This window comes from Micromonospora peucetia (assembly GCF_900091625.1).
Classification (GTDB): Bacteria; Actinomycetota; Actinomycetes; order Mycobacteriales; family Micromonosporaceae; genus Micromonospora; species Micromonospora peucetia.
Map to the genome: position 1 here is coordinate 187233 of NZ_FMIC01000002.1, position 16753 is coordinate 203985.

Annotated in this window: 16 protein-coding genes; 6 read left to right on the plus strand and 10 right to left on the minus strand. The window is 74.6% G+C overall.

Annotated features, from left to right (window positions below):
- Nucleotides 1–74: 74 nt before the first annotated feature.
- The 4 genes from GA0070608_RS01390 to GA0070608_RS01400 all read right to left on the minus strand — a co-directional run bounded on the left by GA0070608_RS01390 (nucleotide 75) and on the right by GA0070608_RS01400 (nucleotide 7017).
- Nucleotides 75–1073, minus strand: a complete 999-nt coding sequence (locus tag GA0070608_RS01390; RefSeq protein WP_091620195.1) for an ABC transporter ATP-binding protein — start codon at nucleotides 1071–1073, stop codon at nucleotides 75–77.
- 1 nt (nucleotide 1074) lies between these two features.
- Nucleotides 1075–3822, minus strand: coding sequence for an ABC transporter permease (locus GA0070608_RS01395; RefSeq protein ID WP_245715658.1), 2748 nt, complete (start codon nucleotides 3820–3822; stop codon nucleotides 1075–1077).
- A 4-nt stretch (nucleotides 3823–3826) separates the two neighbouring features.
- Nucleotides 3827–4582 (minus strand): FtsX-like permease family protein, encoded by a 756-nt coding sequence (locus GA0070608_RS34115; protein ID WP_342672649.1) that lies wholly within the window; start codon nucleotides 4580–4582, stop codon nucleotides 3827–3829.
- A gap of 107 nt (nucleotides 4583–4689) precedes the next feature.
- Complete coding sequence (locus GA0070608_RS01400; RefSeq protein ID WP_245715659.1) at nucleotides 4690–7017, minus strand: FtsX-like permease family protein; 2328 nt, start codon at nucleotides 7015–7017, stop codon at nucleotides 4690–4692.
- A gap of 160 nt (nucleotides 7018–7177) precedes the next feature.
- Here GA0070608_RS01400 and GA0070608_RS01405 point away from each other — a divergent pair, with 160 nt between their 5' ends.
- Nucleotides 7178–7471 (plus strand): hypothetical protein, encoded by a 294-nt coding sequence (locus GA0070608_RS01405; protein ID WP_091620199.1) that lies wholly within the window; start codon nucleotides 7178–7180, stop codon nucleotides 7469–7471.
- 37 nt (nucleotides 7472–7508) lie between these two features.
- Here GA0070608_RS01405 and ligD read toward each other — a convergent pair whose 3' ends face one another.
- Nucleotides 7509–8534 carry a non-homologous end-joining DNA ligase gene (gene ligD, locus GA0070608_RS01410; protein ID WP_091620202.1) on the minus strand — a complete coding sequence of 342 codons (1026 nt, stop codon included), beginning with the start codon at nucleotides 8532–8534 and terminating at the stop codon, nucleotides 7509–7511.
- Nucleotides 8535–8581: 47 nt separating this feature from the next.
- Here ligD and msrB point away from each other — a divergent pair, with 47 nt between their 5' ends.
- Complete coding sequence (gene msrB, locus GA0070608_RS01415; RefSeq protein ID WP_091620205.1) at nucleotides 8582–8995, plus strand: peptide-methionine (R)-S-oxide reductase MsrB; 414 nt, start codon at nucleotides 8582–8584, stop codon at nucleotides 8993–8995.
- A gap of 52 nt (nucleotides 8996–9047) precedes the next feature.
- Here msrB and GA0070608_RS01420 read toward each other — a convergent pair whose 3' ends face one another.
- Nucleotides 9048–9629: a DUF305 domain-containing protein gene (locus GA0070608_RS01420; protein ID WP_091620210.1), complete on the minus strand. Its 582-nt coding sequence runs from the start codon at nucleotides 9627–9629 to the stop codon at nucleotides 9048–9050.
- 68 nt (nucleotides 9630–9697) lie between these two features.
- A complete protein-coding gene (locus GA0070608_RS01425; RefSeq protein WP_091620214.1) occupies nucleotides 9698–10444 on the minus strand; it encodes a lytic polysaccharide monooxygenase in 747 nt (248 codons plus the stop codon).
- A gap of 321 nt (nucleotides 10445–10765) precedes the next feature.
- Here GA0070608_RS01425 and GA0070608_RS01430 point away from each other — a divergent pair, with 321 nt between their 5' ends.
- From GA0070608_RS01430 to GA0070608_RS01440, 3 genes are all read left to right on the plus strand, one after another.
- Nucleotides 10766–11026, plus strand: a complete 261-nt coding sequence (locus GA0070608_RS01430; protein ID WP_091620217.1) for a Prokaryotic metallothionein — start codon at nucleotides 10766–10768, stop codon at nucleotides 11024–11026.
- A 30-nt stretch (nucleotides 11027–11056) separates the two neighbouring features.
- The gene (locus GA0070608_RS01435) at nucleotides 11057–11515 is read left to right on the plus strand and encodes a GNAT family N-acetyltransferase (RefSeq protein WP_091620221.1); all 459 of its coding nucleotides are present in this window, start codon (nucleotides 11057–11059) and stop codon (nucleotides 11513–11515) included.
- 110 nt (nucleotides 11516–11625) lie between these two features.
- Nucleotides 11626–12714 (plus strand): lytic polysaccharide monooxygenase auxiliary activity family 9 protein, encoded by a 1089-nt coding sequence (locus GA0070608_RS01440; protein WP_091620225.1) that lies wholly within the window; start codon nucleotides 11626–11628, stop codon nucleotides 12712–12714.
- 74 nt (nucleotides 12715–12788) lie between these two features.
- On the opposite strand, the gene hemQ is transcribed toward GA0070608_RS01440, so the two are convergent.
- From hemQ to hemE, 3 genes are read right to left on the minus strand one after another with little or no spacing between them, the layout of a single operon-like run.
- Nucleotides 12789–13490: a hydrogen peroxide-dependent heme synthase gene (gene hemQ, locus GA0070608_RS01445; RefSeq protein WP_091620228.1), complete on the minus strand. Its 702-nt coding sequence runs from the start codon at nucleotides 13488–13490 to the stop codon at nucleotides 12789–12791.
- On the minus strand, nucleotides 13487–14896 hold the full coding sequence (gene hemG / locus GA0070608_RS01450) for a protoporphyrinogen oxidase (RefSeq protein ID WP_091620232.1): 1410 nt from the start codon (nucleotides 14894–14896) through the stop codon (nucleotides 13487–13489). Before hemG ends, hemQ begins: the two co-directional genes overlap by 4 nt.
- A 5-nt stretch (nucleotides 14897–14901) precedes the next feature.
- Nucleotides 14902–15999, minus strand: coding sequence for a uroporphyrinogen decarboxylase (gene hemE / locus GA0070608_RS01455; RefSeq protein WP_091620235.1), 1098 nt, complete (start codon nucleotides 15997–15999; stop codon nucleotides 14902–14904).
- A 170-nt stretch (nucleotides 16000–16169) separates the two neighbouring features.
- Here hemE and GA0070608_RS01460 point away from each other — a divergent pair, with 170 nt between their 5' ends.
- Nucleotides 16170–16742 (plus strand): DUF3000 domain-containing protein, encoded by a 573-nt coding sequence (locus tag GA0070608_RS01460; protein WP_091620239.1) that lies wholly within the window; start codon nucleotides 16170–16172, stop codon nucleotides 16740–16742.
- Nucleotides 16743–16753: the final 11 nt, after the last annotated feature.

Genomic DNA, 16753 nt, shown 5'->3' on the forward strand with positions numbered 1-16753 from the left:
GTACCGACTGATTCCCCGTGACGCTGGACGGCCCGACGCCGCCGGCGCGACCGTCCGCGCCGCGTACCGCCCGCTCACTGCGTCGCCTCCGGCTCATCCTGCGTCCGGCCGCCCGGCCGCACCTCCACGTGGTCCGGCTCCAGGTTCAGCCGGACCCGGTCGCGCAGCGACAACGCGTCCACGAACGGCGCCGGCAGCTGCATCCGGCCGCCGCGGTCGAGCACGGCGTACTCCTCGCTGACCAGTTCGGTGCTGCCGTCCGCGCCGATCCGCGCGGTCCGGCGTACCTCGGAGGCGGTCCGGCCGTCGCGGATCGCGACGGTCCGGCGGACCTGGGTGGCCACGGCCTGGTCGTGGGTGACCACCACGATGGTGACGCCGAGCTCGGCGTTGATGGTGCGCAGCGCCCCGAAGACGTCGGCTCCGGTCGCCTCGTCCAGTTCACCGGTCGGCTCGTCGGCGAAGAGGATCTCGGGATCGTTGGCCACCGCCACCGCGACCGCGCAGCGCTGCTGTTCGCCGCCGCTGAGCTGCCCGGGCCGCCGGTCGGCGCAGTAGCCCACCCCGACCATGTCGAGCAGTTCCCGGGCCCGCTCGCGGTGCGCCCGTCGACCGCCCCGCCGTCCGGCGAGCCGCATCGGCAGCTCGACGTTCTCCAGCGCGGTCAGGTACGGCAGCAGGTTGCGGCCGGTCTGCTGCCAGACGAACCCGACCATCTTCCGCCGGTAGCTCAGTCGCCGCCGCGCGGAAAGGTTGAGCAGGTCGTACTCTCCCACCCGGGCGATGCCGGCGGTGGGCGTGTCCAGCCCGGAGAGGATGTTCAGCAGCGTCGACTTCCCGGAACCGGAGGCACCTACGATCGCCACCAGCTCGCCCCGGTCGATGACCAGCTCGAGTCCCTGCAACGCGACGACCTCCACCCCCTCGGTCTTGAAGATCCGGACCAGCCCGTCACAGACGATGTGTCCGCGCAACCGGTCCCGGCCGCCGGCCCGCTCCGCCGCGCGCTGGGCGGCCCGCTGTTGCAGGGCGGCCAGGTCCGGCACGGCGGTGGACTCCGCGGTAGCGGTCATGTCAGCTCTCCTCTCCGAGCCGGAGCACCTCACCGAGGCGCATCCGGCGGTTGTTCAGGGCCTCGACGGCGACCGCGAAGCCGAGGGCGACCGCCCCCAACGCGACGACCCCCGCCGCCAGGCCGGGCTCGAACGCCACCCGGACCTCCACCCCGTCGGTGAAGGCGGACAGGCCCAGCACCGGGGTGAGCAACAGCGGCAACGCCGTGCCGACCAGCGCACCGGTCACCACCGAAACGCCCACCAGGGGGGCCAGTTCCACCACCAGCAGCCCGCGCCACTGCCGCCGGGACAGGCCGAGGGTGCGCAGCCGGGACAGCACCTGGCCGCGTTCCCGGGCGCCGGCGAGCACCGTGAAGGCGATCGCCAGCAGGCCGAGTGCCGTCCCGCCGGCCGCGCCGGCGACGAAGCCGAAGGCGAGTACCCCGTTCGCACCGCCCTCGCCCAACTGACGGCGGGTGTCCGCGAAGGTCAGCACCTCCACACCACGGGGGCGCTCCCGGGCGACGACCGTCCCACCCGTCTGGAAGCGGGACTGCCCCGCGTCGCCGACTCCGCGCAGCGCCTCGGCGTCCAGTTTGTCGCCGACGACCAGGAAGCCGGTCGGCACGGCGGCGTAGTCGCGGCGGGGCAACGACTGCCAGGGCAGGATGACGAACCGGCTGCTGTCCGCGCGCAGCAGCGGGAAGTTCTCCACCCGCTCAGCGACCCGGAACTCGTACCGCTGGCCCTGGACGGGGACGAAGGCGGAGCCGTCCAGGCCGGCGTCGGCCAGCTCGGCGGCGACCGCCGGGGAAACCACGGCGGGCAGCGGCCCGGCATCCCCGACGGGGGTACGCAGTGCCGCGGGCACCGCCACGTCGACGTCGGCCTCCCGGACCATCCGGGCCAGGGCCGGGCCGTCGACCAGGAGCACGGTGACCCCGCCGAGCCGGGTGTCGGTGCCGATGGCGTCCTTCGCCAGGCGCTGGCCCGCCTCGTACAGCACGGGGGTCGCGGCGCGGACCCCCGGCAGCCGCTCCAGCTCGGCGCCGGTGTCCGCGGCGATCCGATCCCCCTGGATCAGCGCGTCACCGGGGACCACCCGGCTGGCGGCCCGGTCCCGGCTCGCCTCGATCCCGGCGGCCGTCACCGCGCAGAACGCCGCGGTCGCGATGGCCAGCACGACGACCACCAGCGGTACGGCGACGACCGACCGGCCGGCCCGGGCGGTGCCCAGGAAGGCGACGCTGCCCCGGGCCCGGGCCGCGAGCCGACTGACCAGCCGCAGCGGCCACGGGTACACCCGCATCGCGACCACCGCCGCGGCGACGGCCAGCAGCACCGGGACCGAGACGAGCAACGGATCGACCTCGCCGGGGGTGAGGCCACGGCGGCGCAGCAGCACGACCGCGAGACCGGCGAGGAGCAGCAGTCCCGCCTCCACCGTGAGCCGACGCGCGGAGGGGCGCACCCGGACCAGGTCGCGCCGCCCGGCAGCACCGGTGGACGCGGCGAGGGTGGCCACCGGCAGCACCGACACCACCAGGACGGTCGCGGCGACGGCGAACCACCCGGTCTGCCCGGACACCCCGGGGGCGAGGTTGCCGATCAGCCAGCCGAGCGCGGCGGCGGGCGGCACCACCAGCAGCGCCTCGGCCAGGCTGCGGCCCGCGCTCGCGGTCGCCGCCCCGCCCCGGGCGCGTAGCAGGGTGAACTCCGCCCGGCGTCGGCGCGCCAACAATCCGGCGGCCAGCACGACGAGCCCGGTCAGGGTGGCCAGTACGCCCGCGGCGATCACCCCGAGCACCGTCCGGGCGCTGGCCACCTCGGCGGAGAACGCCCGCAGCGGGATGTCCAGCCCCTGGACGACGTTGCGGCCGGCCGTCTCCCGGGTCATCTGCTGGAGGCCGTCGATCACCTGATCCAGTTCGCGGACGTCGATGCCGTCGGCGCCCAGCCGGTAGCGCCAGCTGAAGGTCAGCGGCCAGCCGGCGACGGCCTGACGGTTCAGCGCGGTGCCGTCGACGACCCCGACGGCGATGAAGGGTTCGCCGTCCCCCTCCGGCTCGCCGATCCGCAGCAGCGGCGGCAGGCCGTCCCAGAACCCGTCGGCACCGTCGCGGGGCTGGAAGAGGCCGACCACGGTGACCTGGACGGGGAGCGGGGCGTCGGGGGTGGCTGGTCCCGGTGGGGTGAGGGTCAGCCGACTGCCGACCCGCAGGTTCAGCTTGCCGGCGACGTCGGCGGCGAGTGTCACCTGCACCGGCTGGCCCTTCGGCGCGTCGGCCGGCCAACGCCCCTCGACCAGGGTGCCGGCCTCCTCGATCCCGGTCACGGACCGCAGGCCAAGGTCGACCAGGAGGTTCTTCGCCGCCAGGTCCGGGCCCCGCACCCGGCCGACCGCGGTCTCCCCGGAGAACCACCGCTGTTCGACCATCCGCCGTACGACCGGCGGCATTCCGGCCTCCAGCGTCACCAGTTCGTTCTGGTGCGCGGCCAGCAGGGAGGTGCCGTTGTCCGTCGCGGCGAGCGACCCGGACGAGTACGTGACGTCCCGCTGCTGCGGCGCCACGGTGGCCAGGTGGGCCTCCAAGCCCTGCTGGGCGTGCCCGTTGACGAGCCTGGGCACCCCGCTGATCACCAGCGTGGCGACCAGCGTCAGCGCCGCGAGGAGCAGGAACTGCCCGCCGTAGGCCCGTACCCGCCGGGCAGCCGCCCCGATGCTCACCACGTTCTGTCTCCGTTCCTGGTCGTCCCTGCGCTCCACCCGGTCACTGGTCTCCCCCGATCCGCAGCTGCGCCGCTGCCACCCGCTGCCGGATGCCGAGGGCGATGAACGCGCTGAAGGCGAGTGCCGCCAGCAGCAGGCCGAGCGCGGTGAGGCCGATGGGCAGCCAGGGCAGTACGAAGGCCGCCTCCGGCACCGGCCGGCCGGCGGACGGCGTGAGAATGACCAGCGGGGCCATGGTCGCGCCGACCACGGCGCCCAGCAGCAGCCCGACGCCGACGCCGATCCCGGCCAGGAAGGTCTGCTCGGCCAGCAGCGCCCGGGCCAGCAGCCGGGGGCTGGCGCCGAGCGTGTGCAGCACGGCGAACTCCCCCAGCCGGTGCCGGGCGGTCGCCCAGACGTCGACGATCAGGCCGACCAGGGCCAGCAGCACCGAGCCGAGCGCGGCGGCGAGCAGCCCGGTGCGGGCCCCCTGCCAGTACGGGTCACCGGCGGCCCGCTCAGCCACCTCCCGCCGGTCGAGCAGCGTGGTGCCGGGCAGTTCGGCCGCCGCGCGGGCCGCCTCGGCGTGGCCACCGTCGGTGCTCAGCCACCACTCCGCGACCGGACGGACGGCGCCCCGGTCCCGGATCAGCCAGTCCGTCGCCGCCGGCAGGTCCAGCAGCATGCCCTCGCCGGCCGTGGACGGCACCTCGTCGAGCTCGCCGACCAGCACGACCGGCACCGTCGCGCCGGACAGCACGAGGTTGACCGTCTCACCGATCCCCAGGCTCAACGCGTCACGCACGGCCGGGGTCATCAGTACGGGTACCGGCCGGTTCTCGCCGGCCGGCACCACGACGAAACGGCTCGCCGGTTGGAACGCGAACCGGCCGCCCGCCCGGTAGTCGACCTCCCACTCGGCGCTCAGGCCGGCGCCCGTGGCCGGCGCGCCGACCGGCTTTGCCTGGCCGTCGACGGCCACCCACTCGCCGTCCAACGACGCCGGTCGGGCCGCGCCGTCGGAGCCGACCAGCCGCAGGTCCGACACCTCCACGCGGTACGCCTGCCCACGCGCGCTCCCGCCGTCGACCTCGAAACCCGACAGTCGTACGGGGCCCTCCCCGGGGGAACAGCGACGGTGAACGGCGCCGGGCGGCCGTCGCTGCCGCTGCTGCCCGCCGGAAGGCGGAAGGCCAGCCCGTCCGCCCGGGTCAGCAGCACCCAGAGGCCGATCCGGTGCGGCGTGACGGCGTCGCGTACGGGCGTGCGCACCGTACCGGTGAGCGACCGGGTGCCGGCGGGCAGTTCCACGCCGACCGGCGCGCCGCGCGCCCGGGTCAGCCGGTCCAACAGCGCCGGCAGCGGCTCGTCGGTCAACCGCTCGTTGAGCCGCATCACGTCCGGCGCGCCCACGGCGTCGAGGCTCACCACCGTGGTCGGCAGGTCGGCGCGGCCGACACGGATCTCGTCCCGCCAGGCCGGCAACGCCCCGTCGACGCCGGGCAGCGCGTCGAGCTGACCGGACCGGCCGTCGGGTGCCACGCCCGTCCGCTCGACCACCCGCAGGTCGGCGCCGACGGTGTGGTCGGCCTGGTCGGCCTGCGACCGCTCGCCCGTGGTGACCAGCGACCAGGCGAGGGTGCTGCCGCCGACGGCCAGGGCGAGCAGCAGCACCGGGCCGGCGTGTGGGCGCCGGCCGGCCTGCCACATGCCGAACATGGTGGCGGTCCATGGCTTGCGGTCGACGAACCGCTCGGCGAACCGGGTGGCGGGCGGCAGCAGCCGCAGCGCCACGACCGCGCCGGCCAGCACGCCCAGCGTCGGCGCGGCGACCAGCAGCGGGTCGACCCCGAGCCGGCCGGCCGCACCGGTGACCGCCGACGAGTACTGGCGCAGCTGGGTCCAGGCCAGCACCGCGAAGCCGACCAGCACCAGGTCGAGGCTGGCCCGCTGGACGCTCGCGGCACGGGTGGGACGGGACCGGGCCGCCAGGTCCGCGACGTACGTGCCCGCACCCCGCAGCGTCGGGGCGACCATCGCGACCAGGCAGCCGGCGGCGGTGGCGGCGGCGACCGCCCAGACCAGCGTGGTGTTACCGGAGGAGAGCGTCAGCGGGGCCGCGCCCCCGATGCCCACGTGCCGCAGCGCCTCGCCGGCGATCAGCGGCCCCAGCACGGCGGCGGGCAGGACGACCAGGGTCGCCTCCCGGGCCGCCAGACCGGCCAACTGCCGACGCGCGGCGCCCCGGGCCCGGAGCAGGGCGGTCTGGCTCCGCCGGTCCTCGTGCAGCAGGGCGGCGACCAGCACCAACGCGTACCCGCCGAGCACCATGATCAGCAGCAGCGGGGTGGCCAGTGAGGAGCGACCCACCAGGTCGGCCCGGGTGACGCGGTCGAGGAGCCGGTCGACCGCCGTGACGGTCTGGCCGGAGGAGCCCAGCCCGGCCGCCTCGGGCACCTCGGCGACGGCGACGGTGAGCGCCTTCCGCACCTCGGGCAGCCGGCCCGCGCCGGCCGCCGCCGCGAGGTCCGGTTCGACCACCCAGGACGCCGACACCGAGCCCGGGTAGGCGGCGACGAAGTCCGCCGGGTCCAGCCCGAACGGCCCGTACGAGGTCCCGGAGTCGGCGACGCTGCCGGCCCCGACGCCGGGGGCCAGTCGCCAGTACGGGTCGGCCGGGTCGAGGGGCCGCCAGGTCCCGACGAGCACCATCGTGCTGGCCTCGTCGGACCGGCGGTCCAGCATCGGCACCTGGTCGCCGGCGGTCATCCCGAGCGCGCCGGCGACCTTTTCCGGCAACGTGACCTGCACCGGGGAGGCTCCCGGGGTGGGCCAGGCGCCACTGGTCAGTTCGGCGTGGCGGGTCAGGTCGTCGAGGGTCGCCAGACTGGCGAAGACCGGGTCGTCGCCGTCACGGACCACGGGGCCGAGGTCACCGGTCAGCTCGCGGCCACCGCCGTACCGGGCTGCGTCGACGGTGACCGGCGTACCGGCGAGGCCGGCGGCGAACCCGTCGCGGACCGCCCGGTCCCGGGTGGCGAACTCGGCCGCGTCCAGGCCGGCCGTGCCGCTCACCAGGAGGCTGCGCTCCTCGAACGTCGCCCCGGCCAGCAGGGCGCGCTGGCCCGCCTCGACGGCCCGGCGGTTGTAGTCGGACAGTCCGGTGACCAACGCGACCGCCACCAGGGCCGCGACCACCGCGGCGAGCAGCAGCCCACGCGCCTCGCGGGCCCGCCTCCACACCAGCTTCATCCGATGCCCTCCCCTGGCCCGGAGTCGGGCCGACGATCAGGGAGAGCGGTGACAGTCCGGGAAAGGTTCGCGCCCGTTACTTGATCGTTATCCGACAGCGCCGGCGGGGCCGGGCGAGGGTGGCGGGTCGCGGGTGACGCAGATGTGCTTCGATCGCCGGATGGATATCGCCCTCACCGTCCTGATGGTGGCTGTCGTCGCGCTGCTCACTGCCCAGTTGCCGGGCAGGACCGAGCAGGCGCGGACCGCGTACCGGCTCGCCGAGATCGAGCGCCGGCTCCAGCTGGTGATGGACCATCTGGGCGTGGTGGACGCCTCGCCCGTGCCGCCGGAGGTGCGGCAGCACCTGCTCCAGGGCGACAAGATCAAGGCGATCGCCGCGTACCGGAGGGCGACCGGCGCCGACCTGCGCTCGGCCAAGGAGTCCGTGGAGGCGTACGGCGACCAGCGGTGACGGCGTAGCCGCGCCCCGCCGGCGTCGGGCGGGCCGTTCAGCGGGGGCGGTCGCGGTCCTTGGAGGGCTGCACGCGCTTCGGCTCGCCGGGCATCTTCGGGTGGTCCGGCGGGTAGGGCAGGTCGCCCTGGCCGGCGGTGTCGTTCCGGTCGGCCCACTTCAGCAGCGGGGTGATGTCCCACTCGGTGTCGTCGATGCCGGCGTGCGGGTCGCCGCGTTCGGCCAACCGGGCCGGGACCGTACGCAGGTCGAAGTCGTCCGGGTCGACCTCGGGCAGCTCGTCCCAGGTGACCGGGGTGGACACCGTGGCCCGGGCGTTGGCCCGCAGCGAGTAAGCGCAGGCGATCGTGCGGTCGCGGGCCATCTGGTTGTAGTCGACGAAGACGCGGGCGCCCCGCTGTTCCTTCCACCAGGCGGTGGTCACCAGCTCCGGCCGCCGCCGCTCCAGCTCTCGGGCCAACGCGATGGTGGCCCGGCGCACCTCGGTGAACGTCCAGCGCGGCGCGATCCGCAGGTAGACGTGCACGCCACGACCGCCGGAGGTCTTCGGCCAACCGGTGACGCCCAGCTCGTCGAGGATTCCGCGCAGCTCGCCGGCGGCGGTGGCCGCGTCGGCGAAGTCGGTGCCGGGCTGTGGGTCGAGGTCGATGCGCAGCTCGTCGGGGCGGTCGACGTCGGCGGCGCGTACCGGCCACGGGTGGAACACGATGGTGCCCATCTGGGCGGCCCACGCCACGTGGGCCAGGTCGGCCGGGCAGAGCTCCGCCGCGCTGCGCCCGCTCGGAAAGCTGATGGTGGCGGTCTGCACCCACGGCGGCACGCCCCGCGCGGGCACCCGCTTCTGGAAGAACGCCTCTCCCTCGATGCCCTCGGGGAAGCGCTGCAACGTGGTGGGACGCTCGCGCAGGGCGCGCATGATGCCGTCGCCCACGGCGAGGTAGTAGTGGAAGACGTCGGCCTTGGTGAAGCCGCGCTGCGGGAAGATCACCCGGTCCGGGCTGGTCAGCCGGACGTCGTGCCCGGCCACCTCGATCTGTTCGGCCGCGGCCTTCGTGGCACCCATTGCGCGACCATATGCCACACCCCCGACGTCCGGCGTACCGTTGGCGGGTGAGTCTTGACGAGAGTGAACTGCCCCAGACCGAGGAAGAGTGGCGGGTCCGGCTCAGCCCGGAGGAGTTCCGGGTGCTGCGGGAGGCCGGCACCGAGCGCCCGTGGACCGGCGAGTACGTCGACACGAAGACGCCGGGGACCTACCGCTGCCGGGCCTGCGGCGCGGAACTCTATCCCAGCGACACGAAGTTCGACTCGCACTGCGGGTGGCCCAGCTTCGACGACGCCATCCCGGGCGCGGTCAAGGAGATCGAGGACCGCAGCCTCGGCATGGCCCGCACCGAGATCCGCTGCGCCCGGTGCGACAGCCATCTCGGTCACGTCTTCCGGGGCGAGGGCTTCACCCCGAAGGACACCCGGCACTGCGTCAACTCCGTCTCCGTCCGGCTGGAGCCGCGCGCCGACGCCTGAGGTGTACGCCCGGCCGTGGCGGCGCGCCGGGCCGGGCCACCGCCGGCCGGGATCACCGCCGGGCCGACGCCAGCTCGGCCATCAGCGAGACCTGGGCCGTACGGGAGCGCTCGACACGCGCGGCGAGGTCGCGTACCCGCGGATCGGTGCCGACCGTCTGGTGCGCCCGGGCCAGGTCGGCCGCCGCGTCCTGGTGCGGGGCGAGCAGCTCGAGCAGGACGCCGTCGACCTCTCCGTCCGGGGCGGTCCGCAGGCGTGCCATGTCCTCGGCGGCGGTCCCGTGCTGTCCGTGGTCGTGCCGGCGGGCGGCCTCGGCGGCGGCCGGCCCGGCGTCCCGCAGCCAGCCGCGCATCGTGGCGAGTTCGTCGGTCTCGGTGACCTCGATGGCGGCGACGAGAGTACGAAACTTCCGGTCGGTCACCCGGTCGCGGCTGAGCCGCACCATCTCCAGCGTCTGCTCGATGTGTGCCGCCGACATGGCCAGGAAGACCACGTCCAGGCCGCTCATCTCGGCCCCGGTGGTCGCCGCCCGCCCCGGCGGCGCAGGCTCGGGCGACGCCGGGGCGGTCTGCGCGGTGCAGGCGGGGACCAGCAGCAGGACGGTGAGCAGGACGACCGTGCGCAGCGGGCGCATGGTGTACTCCGATCCGGAGAGGGGTGACGGGTGCGGCGGACGCCGGGAGGCGGGCCGCACCCGTACGGTCAGACCTGGGTCCAGAGCGCCGGCACGTTGGGCGGCTCCCAGCCGGGGATGGCGGTGTGCGCCTGCCGGCAGCGGTACGTCAGCCCGCCGTAGGTGGCCTGGTCACCGGCCTGGTAGGCCCGGCCCGCCGTCCAACTGCCGCCGGGCGCGGGCGGGTTCGTCGGCGAGGCGGTGGGGGTCGGGGTGGGCGACGGGGCCGGCGGCGTCGGGCTCGGGGTGGGCGACGGACCGCCGCCCCCGCCGACCTGGAGGTCGACGCAGGAATAGAACGCATTGGCCGTGTCCGCGATGTTCCACACGGCGAGGACCTTCTGCCGGCCCGAGTAGCTGCCCAGGTTGACGTTGTGCGTGACGGTGGCCCCGGGCTGTCGGCCGCCCCCGTCGACGACCGCCACCCGGGTGCCGCCGATGAAGTACTCCCAGTTGCTGGTGGCGTGCCGGGCGGTGTTGGTCCAGGTGAAGGTGACCGAGCTGCCGACCGAGGTGGCGGGCCAGCCCCGGCTGTCGTCGTTCAGGACGGCGAACTGGGCGATCCCCGCGTGGCAGCTGCGCAGCCCCTTCGGCCCCTCGACGCTCTGCGGCTCGTACTTGATCTGCCCGCAGTCGGGGACCCGCCCCTGGGCGCAGAGCGCCTGGCGGCTCAGGGGGCCGGACACGTAGCCGTGGGCCTGGACGGGCGCCGCGACGGCCAGTGCGGAGACGACGGCACCCGTCGCCACAAGCGGGATCGTAATTCTTCGGCGCATGATGGCAGCTCCTTCGGACTTCGGCCTGGTGAGGTGCCCTCCAACATAAATTAAACCTTGTTAACAGTAAAGACTCTTGTCGATAAAAACATCGACCGCCCTGAACACGCAGGGTGACCGGCCAGAGCAGCAGCAGAGCGCCCCGCTCGCCCACCCGGCGCACCGCGAAATCACCAGGCACAGCGCGGTCACCGGACACCACGCCTGACACGCCGGGATCGACACGCCGCCGCACCGCGGCAACCTGGGCCGTTCGCCCACCCGTCGGGAGCCGGTGCCGCAGGCTTGGGAGAAAGGTGTCCTGATTCGGGGGGTTCTGTCGTGGCGAGTTGCGAGGTCTGCGGTAACGACTACTGGATGGCGTTCGAGGTGCGAACCGTCAGCGGCGACGTGCACACCTTCGACTGTTTCGAGTGCGCCGCACACAGACTGGCGCCGATCTGCGAGCACTGCCAGGTCAAGATCGTCGGGCACGGGGTGGAGGTGTCCGGTCGGTTCTTCTGCTGCGCGCACTGCGCCCGCGCGCAGGAGGGCGCCCAGGGCGCCGAGATCCGCGACACGGTCGGCGCCCGCCCCGCCTGACAGCCCGCCGGGCCGGCCTACCATCGCGGGGTGCCGCATCGCCCCGTGCCGAGGACCGCCTCGTTCGCCGACCTCGACGCCCGCACCTTCCACGACCTGCTCCGGCTCCGGATCGACGTGTTCGTGGTGGAGCAGGCGTGCCCGTACCCGGAAATCGACGGGCGCGACGTCGAGCCGGGCACCCGGCACCTGTGGCTCGACGACGGCGGCACGCCATTGGCGTACCTGCGGATCCTCGCCGACCCGGACGGCGTCGCGCGGATCGGGCGGGTGGTGGTGGCGCCGCGGGCGCGTGGCGGCGGACACGCGGGCCGGCTGATGGCTGCGGCGCTGGAGCTGGTCGGCGACCACCCGTGCGTGCTGGAGGCCCAGTCCCACCTGGTCAACTTCTACGCCCGGCACGGCTTCGCCGTCAGCGGCCCCGGTTACGTCGAGGACGGCATCCCACACACCCCGATGCGCCGGAAGGGCATTGACCGAAGCCGATAAATATGGCAGCCTCCGGGCAGAGCCGTCGCGGAAGCCACGCAGCGGGCACGGGAGGGGCAACTCCCGGGCCGTCCGGGCGTCGTCGTCCGACCTCTCCCCCGGGGGCTCCAATGTCCACTCATCTTCGATCATCCCGCCTGGCGTGGCTGCTCGCCGTCGTGGCGACCGCCGTACTGCTGCTGACCACGACGCTTGCCAATCCCGTGTCGGCGCACGGCTCCGTGGTGGACCCGGCGTCACGCAACTACGGCTGCTGGCAGCGCTGGGGCAGCGACTTCCAGAATCCCCGGATGGCCACCGAGGACCCGATGTGCTGGCAGGCCTGGCAGGCCAACCCGAACGCCATGTGGAACTGGAACGGCCTGTTCCGCGAGGGCGTCGCCGGCAACCACCAGGCCGCCATCCCGAACGGGCAGCTCTGCTCCGGCGGCCGGACCGAGGGCGGTCGCTACAACGCCCTCGACACGGTCGGCGCCTGGAAGACCTCCCAGGTCTCCAGCAACTTCCGGGTCCGCCTGTTCGACGGAGCCAGTCACGGTGCCGACTACATCCGGGTGTACGCGACAAAGCAGGGCTTCGACGCGCTCACCGAGCCGCTGGGCTGGGACGACCTGGAACTGGTCGGCCAGATCGGCAACACCCCGGCGTCCGGGTGGAAGCCGGAGCCCAACGGCGTGTCCATCGAGATCCCGGCGAACGCGCCGGGGCGGACCGGGCGGCACGTCGTCTACACCATCTGGCAGGCCAGCCACCTGGACCAGTCGTACTACCTGTGCAGCGACGTCGACTTCTCCGGCGGGCCGACCACCCCGCCGCCGACCACCCCACCGCCCACGACTCCCCCGCCCACGACTCCGCCGCCCACCACTCCGCCGCCGACGACTCCCCCGCCGGCCGGGGCCTGCACGGCGACGTACCGGGTGACCGGGCAGTGGAACGGCGGGTTCCAGGGCGAGGTGCAGGTGAGCGCCGGCGGCGGGGCGATCAGGGGCTGGTCCGTGACCTGGACCTACGCCGACGGCCAGCAGATCACCTCGGCGTGGAACGCGACCGTCACCACCAGCGGCACGCGGGTCACCGCGGGCAACGCCGCCTACAACGGGTCACTCGGCGCCGGGGCGAGCACCACGTTCGGCTTCGTCGGCTCGTTCAGCGGCAACAACACCGTGCCGGTGCCCACCTGCACCGCAATCGTCTGATCCACTCCGAACCCCGGCCGGGGTCGCGTCCCACTCCCTCCGGAACGCGGCCCCGGCCGGCCGGGGCCGGCGCGTCAGACCAGGCAGTTGACGATGTCGGCGACCGAACGGCGGCGTCCGGTGTAGAACGGGACTTCCTCCCGGACGTGCCGGCGGGCGCCGGAACCCCGCAGGTCACGCATCAGGTCGACGATTCGGTGCAGTTCGTCGGCCTCGAACGCGAGCATCCACTCGTAGTCGCCGAGCGCGAACGAGGCGACCGTGTTGGCCCGCACGTCCGGGTAGCCGCGGGCCATCTTGCCGTGCTCGGTGAGCAGCTCGCGCCGCTCGGCGTCCGGCAGCAGGTACCACTCGTACGAGCGGACGAACGGATAGACGCAGAGGTACGGGCGCGCCTCCTCGCCGGCGAGGAACGCCGGGATGTGGCTCTTGTTGAACTCCGCCGGCCGGTGCAGGGCCATCTGCGACCAGACCGGGGTGAGCGCCCGACCCAGGGTGGTACGACGGAACCGCAGGTACGCGTCCTGGAGGTCGTCGCTGGAGGCGGCGTGCCACCAGATCATCAGGTCTGCGTCGGCGCGCAGCCCCGAGACGTCGTACGTGCCGCGGACGACCACGTCCTTACCGGCCAACTCGGCGAAGAGCGCCTCGACCTCGCCGGTGACGTTCTCCCGCAGCGACGGGAGCGGGCTGGTGGCCCGGTACACCGACCACATCGTGTAGCGGATGCTGTCGTTGAGTTCCCGCATCCGGGCCGCGTTGGTCTGCTCGGTCATGTCCCCGATCCTCCCAGTGCTGTGATGATCTCCTCGGCCGCCGTCTCGCCGGAGCGGACGCAGACCGGGATGCCGACCCCGTCGTAACCGGCGCCGGCCAGGACCAGCGTCGGGTGGCTCGCCCGCAGGGCCGCCCGCGCGGCGGCCACCCGGTCGGCGTGACCCGGGGTGTACTGCGGCAGTGACCCGCCCCAGCGCTGCACGTGGCCGGCGACCGGTGCGGGCAGCGGAACGCCGAGCACCGCCGACACTTCCCGGTGCACGGTGGCCGCCAGGTCCTCGTCGGTGCGCTGCACCTGCCGTTCCTCGCCATAACGGCCCACGGAGGCGCGGACCAGCGCCAGCCCGTCGCTCCGGCGCAGGTGCCCCCACTTGGTGGTGAAGAAGGTCGACGCCTTGATCAGCAGGCCCTCGGTGCTCGGCACCAGGAAACCGGACAGCTCCGGCAGCTCCGGCTCGGGCAGCGCCAGGGTGACCAGCGCGACGCTGGCGTAGTCCAACCCGCCGACGCCCTCAGCCACCTGCGGGGCCGGGCCGCCGAGCAGCCGGGCCGCCGGACGGGCCGGCACGGCCAGCACCACGGCGTCGACGTCGACGGCCTCCGGGTCGCGGGTGGGGCCGACGGTCAGCCGCCACCCGGTCGCGGTGGGAGTCAGCTCGCGTACCGCCGCGTCCCGCCGGAGGGTCGCCCCACTGGCCGCCGCCGCGGCCTCGACCAGGGTGCTGAGCCCGCCGGCCAGGGTGCCGAAGACCGGCGCCCCCGGCGCGCGGGGAGCCGCGGCCTGCGCGGCGCGGACCGCGCCCACCAGGGTGTGCTCCACCCGGGCGGCCCGGGCCAGCGCGGGCATGGTGGTCGTCAGGGAGAGGTCGTCGGCCCGGCCCGCGTAGACGCCGCCGAGCATCGGGTCGACCAGCCGGTCGACCACCTCGTCGCCGAACCGGGCCCGGACCAGCGCGCCGACGGAGACGTCGTCGCCCGCACCGAGCAGCGGACGGCCGGCGTCGACGTCGGCGTCCGCCGCCGGGCGCGCGACCGTGGCCACCCGCTCCAGATCCCCGGGTACGCCGACCAGCGTGCCGCCCGGGATCGGGCGCAGCCCGCCGTCGACGACGAGCGCGGCCTGCCCGACGGTGGGGTGCACGATCCGCTCGCCCAGGCCGAGCCGGCGGACCAGGGTCACGGCGGCGGACTCGCCCCCGGCCGGGTCGCGCATCAGGAACGACTCGGCGCCGAACTCCACCGCCGAGCCGGCCAGCTCACCGGTGCGCAGCTTGCCGCCGAGCACGCCGGACTGCTCGTACACGGTGATCTCGGTGCCGGCGGGGGCCCGGTCGCGCAACCGGACCGCAGCGGCCAGCCCAGCGATCCCGCCGCCGACCACCGCCACCCGCCACGGCTTCCCCATGCCGCTCAGCCCCGGTCGGCCGGCTGGGCGGACAGCTCGTGCACCAGGGCGACCACCCGGGTCAGCACGTCGGGGTCGGTCTCCGGCAGCACACCGTGCCCCAGGTTGAACACGTGCCCGGGCGCGGCCCGGCCCTGCTCCAGGATCCGCCGCACCTCGCTCTCGACCACCGGCCACGGCGCGAACAGCACGCACGGGTCGAGGTTGCCCTGCACCGCCCGGTCCGGCCCGATCCGCCGGGTCGCCACGTCCAGCGGCGTACGCCAGTCGACGCCGACCACGTCCGCGCCGGCCTCGCCCATCGCGCCGAGCAGCTCGCCGGTGCCCACCCCGAAATGGATCCGGGGCACACCCGCGTCGGCCAGCCCGGCCAGCACGCCCGCCGAGTGCGGCATCACGAAGCGGCGGTAGTCGGCCTCCGACAGCGCGCCGGCCCACGAGTCGAAGAGCTGCACCGCGGAGACCCCGGCGGCCACCTGGACGCGCAGGAACGCAAGCGTCACCTCGGCCAGCCGGGCGCAGAGCGCGTGCCACAGCTCCGGCTGGCCGTACATCAGGGCCTTGGTCTTCGCGTGGGTACGCGACGGCCCGCCCTCGACCAGGTAGCTGGCCAGGGTGAACGGCGCCCCGGCGAAGCCGATCAGCGGGGTGTCGCCCAGTTCGGCGACGAGCATCCGGACCGCCTCGTCCACGTACCAGACGTCGTCGCGGATGATCGGCCGGATCCGCTCCACGTCGGACAGGGTGCGCACGGGCTCGGCGACCACCGGGCCCGTGCCGGGCACGATGTCCAGATCCACCCCGGCGGCGGCGACCGGTACCACGATGTCGCTGAACAGGATCGCGGCGTCCACCCCGTGCCGGCGTACCGGCTGGAGGGTGATCTCGGTGACCAGGTCGGGACGGCGGCAGGACTCCAGCATCGCCACCTTGGCCCTGATCTCGCGGTACTCCGGCAGCGAGCGGCCGGCCTGACGCATGAACCAGACGGGGGTGTGCGGGCCGGGCTGACGCCGGCAGGCCCGGACGAAGGGCGAGCCGGCCGGTCCGCCGGGGCGGGGGTCTTCGTCTCGGGCGTCTGCGCCCGTCGTGGTGGTGGTCATCGCGGCCATCGTGCCACGCGGGACGCGGGCGCCAGCACGCAGCGCCACCTTTTGTGACCCCCGTCAGCCCGGCGGGAGGGGACGTATCCGGGGCGGCGGCACCGCCGTGGCGTGGGCGGTGTCGGCGCGCCTCTCGGGCGGGCGGCCGGCCGGCGGCATAGGCTGCCGGCATGGCCCCCCCGATCGCGCTCCCGGAGACCTTCGCCCGCGCGGTCGCCGGGCTGCGGTCCGCGGCACCCCGGTCGGAGATCGTGCTGGAGGAGGTCGGCGCACCGCAGCGACTCGCCCCGTACGCCTTCGCACTCTTCGCCACCGTCCTGCGCGACGACGACGAGGTGGCCTCGGGGCGGCTGATCCTGCTGCACGATCCGGCCGGCCACGAGGCGTGGCAGGGCACCCTGCGGCTGGTCACCTACGTGACCGCGGAGCTGGAGGTCGACCTGGCCGCCGACCCGCTGCTGCCGGGGGTGGGCTGGACGTGGCTGACTGACGCGCTGGACGTGCAGGAGGCGGGCCACCGGGCGATCGGCGGCACGATCACCCAGACCATGTCGACCCGCTTCGGTGACCTGGCCGGGCCACCCGCGGCCGGCGACATCGAGATCCGCGCCTCCTGGACACCGACGGATGACGACCTCGGCCCGCACCTGCTGGCCTGGTGCGCGCTGCTGGCCTCGACCGCCGGGCTTCCCCCGCCCGGGGTGACCGCGCTGGCGGAGCGTCGCCCCGCCGGCGCGGCCTGACCCCGCGACGG

Coding starts and splice junctions, on each gene's coding strand:
- GA0070608_RS01390 (WP_091620195.1), bottom strand. CDS start 1,073: ATGACCGCTACCGCGGAGTCCACCGCCGTGCCGGACCTGGCCGCCCTG.
- GA0070608_RS34115 (WP_342672649.1), bottom strand. CDS start 4,582: ATGACCCCGGCCGTGCGTGACGCGTTGAGCCTGGGGATCGGTGAGACG.
- GA0070608_RS01400 (WP_245715659.1), bottom strand. CDS start 7,017: ATGAAGCTGGTGTGGAGGCGGGCCCGCGAGGCGCGTGGGCTGCTGCTC.
- GA0070608_RS01405 (WP_091620199.1), top strand. CDS start 7,178: ATGGATATCGCCCTCACCGTCCTGATGGTGGCTGTCGTCGCGCTGCTC.
- ligD (WP_091620202.1), bottom strand. CDS start 8,534: ATGGGTGCCACGAAGGCCGCGGCCGAACAGATCGAGGTGGCCGGGCAC.
- GA0070608_RS01420 (WP_091620210.1), bottom strand. CDS start 9,629: ATGCGCCCGCTGCGCACGGTCGTCCTGCTCACCGTCCTGCTGCTGGTC.
- GA0070608_RS01425 (WP_091620214.1), bottom strand. CDS start 10,444: ATGCGCCGAAGAATTACGATCCCGCTTGTGGCGACGGGTGCCGTCGTC.
- GA0070608_RS01440 (WP_091620225.1), top strand. CDS start 11,626: ATGTCCACTCATCTTCGATCATCCCGCCTGGCGTGGCTGCTCGCCGTC.
- hemQ (WP_091620228.1), bottom strand. CDS start 13,490: ATGACCGAGCAGACCAACGCGGCCCGGATGCGGGAACTCAACGACAGC.
- hemG (WP_091620232.1), bottom strand. CDS start 14,896: ATGGGGAAGCCGTGGCGGGTGGCGGTGGTCGGCGGCGGGATCGCTGGG.
- hemE (WP_091620235.1), bottom strand. CDS start 15,999: ATGACCACCACCACGACGGGCGCAGACGCCCGAGACGAAGACCCCCGC.
- GA0070608_RS01460 (WP_091620239.1), top strand. CDS start 16,170: ATGGCCCCCCCGATCGCGCTCCCGGAGACCTTCGCCCGCGCGGTCGCC.